The sequence below is a fragment of the Nostoc sp. S13 genome, assembly GCF_029379315.1.
Taxonomy (GTDB): Bacteria; Cyanobacteriota; Cyanobacteriia; order Cyanobacteriales; family Nostocaceae; genus Nostoc.
In genome coordinates this window covers 100,612-106,929 of sequence record NZ_JAQYWQ010000010.1, presented here as the reverse complement: position 1 = coordinate 106,929, position 6,318 = coordinate 100,612, and the positions used below count along the sequence as shown (strand labels likewise).

Here is a 6,318-nt window from a genome sequence, read left to right as displayed (position 1 = left end):
GACATACAACGGGAAGAGTATCTCTATCTTATATTTAATTAAGTTGACCTACTTATAGGTTTATATTCTCAGTATTTACCTAACATAGTCAGATTAATATTTATTGCTGAACATATACACCTATTTATTTACAGAAGCGACTTCATCAAACTCAGGTTTTATTAAAATTTCATATACTTTCTGCTTTAGTTCGTTAAATATAGTTCAGTAAGATCCCTCTTTTAATAACAAGTTAAATATAAATAAAATATTAATAGTTGTACTGGCTTAGTCGATGAAAAAACCTCAATTCTTCCAGGTATATCTATTTTCCATCTCTCTAGAAGAGTGATTCAGTAGTCTTAAAATAACCGCTATCTTTTTACGAAAGAGAAGTTTACATTCTCCTTGCCTTGTAGGAAAAGTGATTGAGTAAGTTCGGTTGCTGTTAGTGAATTGATGTACTAAGCCTTAGTAGTCTATTGATTTATAAATCGCTGTTATCAGGTTTTATTGGACAACAGCGTCATGATTTATCTTGGGAAATTGCGGTTTTATTTACAACTTAGAACAAACACAACTTCTTTAAGATTTGAATATTTCTCAACCCATTTTATCATTACCAATCGCCATGCAACAATATATTTCTCGTTTGCTCATAGTGGTATTAGGAACAAGTTTGACTTTCATCGTTACTCCATGTCAAGCTGAAACTCCGGTAAAAACCAACAGTCAAAATACTGATAATATTAGTTCTCTATCTTCAAATTCACCTTCTACTATCCAATTGAGTGATTTTGCCAATACTACTAATAGCAAACCACCTATTCTCGCTGAAGCAGCTAAGAACTCTTCTGCTGCTAATGCCAATATAACTGCAACTAAGCCTCAGTCAAGGATTCCTATATTTAGCAGAATTTTTCCTACACCTTCGATGCGGCAATAATTCGCTGCTAAACATTTAGTTTAGTTGCTTACGCTAATAGGGATCTGCATCAATACATGATATACGACATTACTTAGTGAAAATACTACCCCAGTTAGAGAGATCCTAATTGTTCTCTCTTTTTGTGGTGGGACGAATATCATCTATAGCGGTTCTCCTTTGTATGCAATATACTTTGATCTCTCTCCTTTTAGGAGAGAGGCTTTGAGTGTTACTCCCCAACGGTTGTAGGCGAGCCAGTCGCTCAGAGGGGGTTTCCCTATGAGGAACTGGCGTAAAGGGCTTGTTTTTGTTACGTCTATATTGGACTCAACTGAGAACCACTATATATGTGAGACATACCCTGATTTGATTTATGCTTGCAGTTGGCAGAGCAGTAAACCAAACCATTGATTTGGATCTGTCCACACATGAAGAGGTAATAAACCCTCTGCGGTGAGTTGCTGCTTGATAGTATTAAGGTGAAATTTGCGAGAAATTTCGGTGAGGATAGTCTCACCTAGTCCAAAATTAACCTTGAGGTTAAGAGCGCGTAATTCTACAATTTGCGATCGCAGGCTGCGTAAATGCATTTCTATTTGATGCTCACTTTCATTGTAAAATGCCCAGTGTTCAAACTGCGTGGTGTCAAAATTACCCTCAAACTGCTGATTTAAATGCTCCAGCATATTTAGGTTAAATGCTGCCGTCACTCCTTGGCTGTCGTTATAAGCTGGTTCAAAAATCTGTTTTGGCTTTCGTAAATCTATTCCCAACAAGAAATACTCACCTATTTGTAGGGCTTCTGTAATTTGAGAGAAGAACACATCACACTCATCAGGTGTAAGATTACCTAAAGTGCTACCAATAAAACAAATCATCCGACTGGGTAATTGCGTTGGTAAGAGTTGTGCAAGGGCCAATTCATAAGTTCCCGCTAGTGCATAAACTTGCAGTGAGGGATAATCTTCCAATAACTGTTTGGCGCTACTTTCCAACATACCTGCAGACACATCAATTGGTAAGTAGTGCAGGGGATAGCCTAGCTGTTGGTAGGCATCTAGTAAAATGCGGGTTTTGCTAGAACTGCCACTACCAAGTTCTACCAATTCACAAGCACCAGTTATCTTGGCAATTTCACTAGCAAACTGCTGTAAAATGCTTGTTTCTGTGCGTGTAAGGTAATATTCTGGTAAATCACAGATTTGCTCAAACAAATTAGAACCACGGTCATCATAAAAGTAACAGGGGGGTAGAGATTTAGGTATTTGAGTTAATCCCTTAATCACATCGCTCCCAGCACTAGCTGCAACTACTTGAGTTGCTCCTAGCAAACGCTCTATCTGCAAGCGTTTTTCAACGCTGTTTTGAGAAGTAAGATTGCTGGTAACAGCTTTAGATATCGACATGAAACCTCCGTTTGCTTGGCGTAATAGGCTACCTTTGATGGCAGACCTTTACCCCAATCAGTGAAACACATAGTCATAGCTAATAAAATCATGCCTGAGCAATATTGCTCAAGCTTTAGAGCTATTTTTAGGAATTTACCTATTCAAATGACAGCAAGTAAGCGCTTAAGTACTATTGCTAACCTCTTTCACACTAGATTTGTTCAATTTGGATCTCACAGTCTGCTGCCACACTAATGATGCTATTTTCTGGGCAAGCAATCCAATTACCTATAAATAGAGGTTCGGATGCAATAATTATGGATTTTGGGAAAGTCGGATCATCTCGAATCCAGTAAAGAGATGGAGGCGGTGAAGTGGTAGCAAAACGAGAGGCTATTAAACAATGTCCTTCACTAAAAATTATATTGAGTGAGGCTTCTACTTGATAGCGTTTTGCCATCTCTAAAAGCGTTAATAATGTGATACGTAAAGCATATTCTGGAGGTCGATGTTTGTTAATTTGAATTTGTGAAAGTAACAATGCGAAAATGTGTTCAGAGTCAGTACTGCCATTAATTTTTACGAAAAAATCTTGAGGTATGAATAATATTATAAATGTAAAATTTTTTGCTGTTATTTATTAATCTGCCTGTTATTTTATATGCTTGTTTGTATTTATAGCTTCTGTAATATTACGGAAATAAGTTTTATTAATTTGGCAATTTTGTTGAAAAATATTGTTGTTGCTTAATTATTACTTTTTATGCTTCATCCTCCCTAACCCTCCTTAAAAAGGCTTATTAACTTTTCCAACAAACAAGAACCAGATAATTTGATCCAAAAATCGTCTCTGTGGTTTCACTAATGCCAATTTACCGACTCATCTGCTAAAGATTTGAAAGGTTTACTGTTATATAAGAAATGCTTGCTAGAGTCTGGAGTGCATCAATTGTGGGCATCGATGCCGTCAAAGTAGGTGTAGAAGTCGATGTGTCAGGGGGATTGCCGGGAATTGTTGTCTTGGGACTGCCAGATTCAGCGATTCAAGAATCAAGAGAAAGAGTCAAAGCAACGCTGAAGAATGCAGGTTTTGCCTTTCCCATGCGAAAAATTGTGATCAATTTAACCCCAGCAGATTTACGCAAAGAAGGCCCCTGTTTTGATTTACCTATTAGTGTGGGAATTTTGGCGGCTTCTGAGCAAGTTAGCGCTGATTTGTTGGGGGATTATCTATTTTTGGGCGAAGTCTCTCTGGATGGCAGTTTGCGTCCGGTGGCTGGTGTCTTACCGATCGCAGCAGCAGCCCAAAAGATGGGAATTGCAGGTTTAGTTATCCCTGCTGATAATGCCCAAGAAGCGGCAGTGGTTGAAGGCTTGGCTGTTTACGGCTGCAAACATCTGTCTGATGTGGTGGATTTTTTAAATAATCCGGGGCGTTACAAACCTGTGCAGATGGATGGCACAACGGAGATAGCAACAGTATCCTACCCTGGCGCAGATTTGCATGATGTCAAAGGACAAGCTCATGCCCGTCGGGCTTTAGAAATTGCTGCTGCTGGTGGGCATAATTTAATTTTTGTCGGGCCGCCTGGTAGTGGGAAAACCATGTTAGCGCGGCGCTTACCAGGAATTTTGCCGCCCCTGAGTTTTGCCGAATCTTTAGAAGTGACTCGCATCCATTCGGTGGCTGGTTTATTGAAAAATCGGGGTTCATTGGTACGCGATCGCCCTTTTCGCAGTCCCCACCACTCGGCATCTGGGCCTTCTCTTGTCGGTGGTGGTAGCTTCCCTCGTCCTGGAGAAATATCATTATCTCACAGAGGCGTGCTTTTTTTGGATGAACTCACGGAATTTAAACGAGATGTTTTAGAATTTCTGCGTCAACCTTTAGAAGATGGGTATGTAACGATTTCCCGCACCAAACTATCGGTAATGTTTCCCGCACAGTTTACTTTAGTGGCGAGTACCAATCCCTGTCCCTGCGGTTACTATGGCGATACCATTCAACAATGTACTTGTTCTCCCCGTCAACGTGAGCAATATTGGGCAAAACTTTCTGGGCCGTTGATGGATCGAATTGATTTACAAGTTGCGGTAAATCGCTTAAAACCAGAAGAAATTACTCAACAACCTACCGGAGAAGCATCAACATCAGTACGGGAACGGGTGCAACAAGCAAGCGATCGCGCAATTACCCGCTTTCAAGAAGAACCAAATCTGCGCTGCAATGCCCACATGCAGAGTCCTCATCTCCAGAAATGGTGCAAGCTAGATGATGCTAGTCGCAATTTATTAGAAGTAGCAATTAGAAAATTAGGTTTATCCGCAAGAGCAAGCGATCGCGTTCTCAAAGTAGGGCGGACGATTGCAGATTTAGCGGCAGAAGATGAGCTAAAAACCAATCATGTCGCGGAAGCGATTCAGTATCGCACAATCGATAGAATGCAGTAGAAATCTTATGATGATGGCTTAAGTTGGCTCACTATCTCCTTGATGGCTACCATAAAATGTATGCCGCAGCACAGCAAAATGCGCCCCTGATTTTAGTTTCGTTCTTGGCAGTTGATGAAAGCCTTGCATCTGAAGACGAAATTAAGTCGGCTCTGGCTGCTCTTACTCCATAACTGGCTCTGGTAGGCAGGGGGAAGCAAGTTGAGTCTTTGGATTCTCGATACTGATAGCGTTTCTCTTTTCCACAAAGGAAATTTAGAAATTGCTCGTCGCCTAAACATTGTTGACGCTAGCGAAGTAGCGATTACAATTGTCACTGTCGAGGAACAACTTCGTAGGCGATTTCAAGTCATTCGACGAGCATCTGCTAATGATTTTGTTTCGGCTTATGAGAAACTACAGGTGACATTTGATAGTTTCAAAAGCTTGAATGTTTTAAGATTTACTCCTGAACCACAAGAATTATATACGAATCTAATCAATCAAAAGATTAAAGCTGGTCGGCAAGATTTACGGATTACTGCAATCGCTCTTTCGGTAAGTGGAATTTTGGTTACACGAAACAACCGAGACTTTTGTCAAGTACCAAATCTAGTTTTGGATAATTGGACTTTATAAAGCCGTAGAGGCAGGAGAGATTAACTGACCAATACGCTTGAGAATTTGCAAAACGGCATACAATTCCTTCGCGGATGCAAACGGAGCGAAGACCCTTGACAAATCGTATTCTGGTGTACTTGTTTGCGTCACTTTCACAAATAAAATATCGTCTCCATTCGTCACCATCCCAAACACAGGTTTACTGGGGTTGGGGTTAGCTATCATATAAGCTAGGGCTTGCGGTACAGCCGACCAAACTGACAGCGTGGTTTTTTTCGACTCTAACACCATCACCCACAACTGCTCTTGTAGCACTAAAACGTCAATCCGTCCGCGCAGTATTTCTTCGCCATCATCCAGCACTAGTTCCACGGATGATTCAGCCTTAATTCTGAAAGGAGGATCGTAAAATCCTGAGAGTGCAAGTATTGGTGACACCAACAACAATATGACTGTCCCTTCTAGTAAATTACCTCCGGCACGGTGATAGAGATACCTGCGCCGCACGACATCCATACATGCTTTTTCCGCTTCCGTAATTTCAGACAATCCCTCATACCACTCTGGGAAAAACTCCTCGTCTTCAACACGGACAAAACCGAATCGATTTTCTGCATCCTGAAGAGTGGTAATCGCTTCTGTAATTGCTGCCGTCTGTGTCATTGCTTTTAGGTAACAGTTGCTTTGTTATATTGTCAACTTCAGCACATCTTTATTATCGCCAATTGGCGCGTCACCGAATAGCCCGCACTTCTCTAGGAGAGGCTGCGCGTAGCTTAGCTTTTGAGTAGGGGTACGGCAAGCTCAGTGACCATCGTAGACTATTCTATATGAGTCTACCCTAAAGACAAGGGTTTAGAGAAAACTGCTTGTACTGTACTAAAGTGCAAGTTACTAAAGTCTAATTTATGATTGTATTTCAATCAGATTTTTTATTAATCTAAAATCTCCATTAAGAAACATTTTTTTAAT

Annotated in this window: 6 protein-coding genes and 1 pseudogene; 4 read left to right on the top strand and 3 right to left on the bottom strand. The window is 40.6% G+C overall.

Translation table 11 applies throughout. The annotated features are described in order from the left end of the window. The first annotated feature begins 571 nt into the window (after positions 1 to 571). The gene (locus PUQ00_RS05915) at positions 572 to 925 is read left to right on the top strand and encodes a hypothetical protein (protein ID WP_300414101.1); all 354 of its coding nucleotides are present in this window, start codon (positions 572 to 574) and stop codon (positions 923 to 925) included. A 353-nt stretch (positions 926 to 1,278) separates the two neighbouring features. On the opposite strand, the gene egtD is transcribed toward PUQ00_RS05915, so the two are convergent. Beyond that, positions 1,279 to 2,313: an L-histidine N(alpha)-methyltransferase gene (egtD, locus tag PUQ00_RS05910; protein WP_300414096.1), complete on the bottom strand. Its 1,035-nt coding sequence runs from the start codon at positions 2,311 to 2,313 to the stop codon at positions 1,279 to 1,281. 193 nt (positions 2,314 to 2,506) lie between these two features. Further along, a pseudogene (locus PUQ00_RS05905) lies at positions 2,507 to 2,887 on the bottom strand (class II glutamine amidotransferase); the annotation flags it as partial. A 329-nt stretch (positions 2,888 to 3,216) separates the two neighbouring features. Between PUQ00_RS05905 and PUQ00_RS05900 the strand changes: the two are divergent. Genes PUQ00_RS05900 through PUQ00_RS05890 form a run of 3 tightly spaced genes read left to right on the top strand, consistent with a single transcriptional unit; the run spans position 3,217 to position 5,364 of the window. Continuing rightward, positions 3,217 to 4,746 (top strand): YifB family Mg chelatase-like AAA ATPase, encoded by a 1,530-nt coding sequence (locus PUQ00_RS05900; protein WP_300414092.1) that lies wholly within the window; start codon positions 3,217 to 3,219, stop codon positions 4,744 to 4,746. A 23-nt stretch (positions 4,747 to 4,769) separates the two neighbouring features. Further along, positions 4,770 to 4,919, top strand: a complete 150-nt coding sequence (locus tag PUQ00_RS05895; protein WP_300414090.1) for a hypothetical protein — start codon at positions 4,770 to 4,772, stop codon at positions 4,917 to 4,919. Positions 4,920 to 4,947: 28 nt separating this feature from the next. Continuing rightward, entirely contained in the window at positions 4,948 to 5,364 is a 417-nt protein-coding gene (locus PUQ00_RS05890; protein ID WP_300414088.1) for a type II toxin-antitoxin system VapC family toxin, read from the top strand. On the opposite strand, the gene PUQ00_RS05885 is transcribed toward PUQ00_RS05890, so the two are convergent. Beyond that, positions 5,359 to 6,009, bottom strand: a complete 651-nt coding sequence (locus PUQ00_RS05885) for a type I restriction endonuclease (protein ID WP_300414086.1) — start codon at positions 6,007 to 6,009, stop codon at positions 5,359 to 5,361. The two genes, PUQ00_RS05890 and PUQ00_RS05885, sit on opposite strands and share 6 nt — an antisense overlap. Positions 6,010 to 6,318 lie beyond the last annotated feature (309 nt).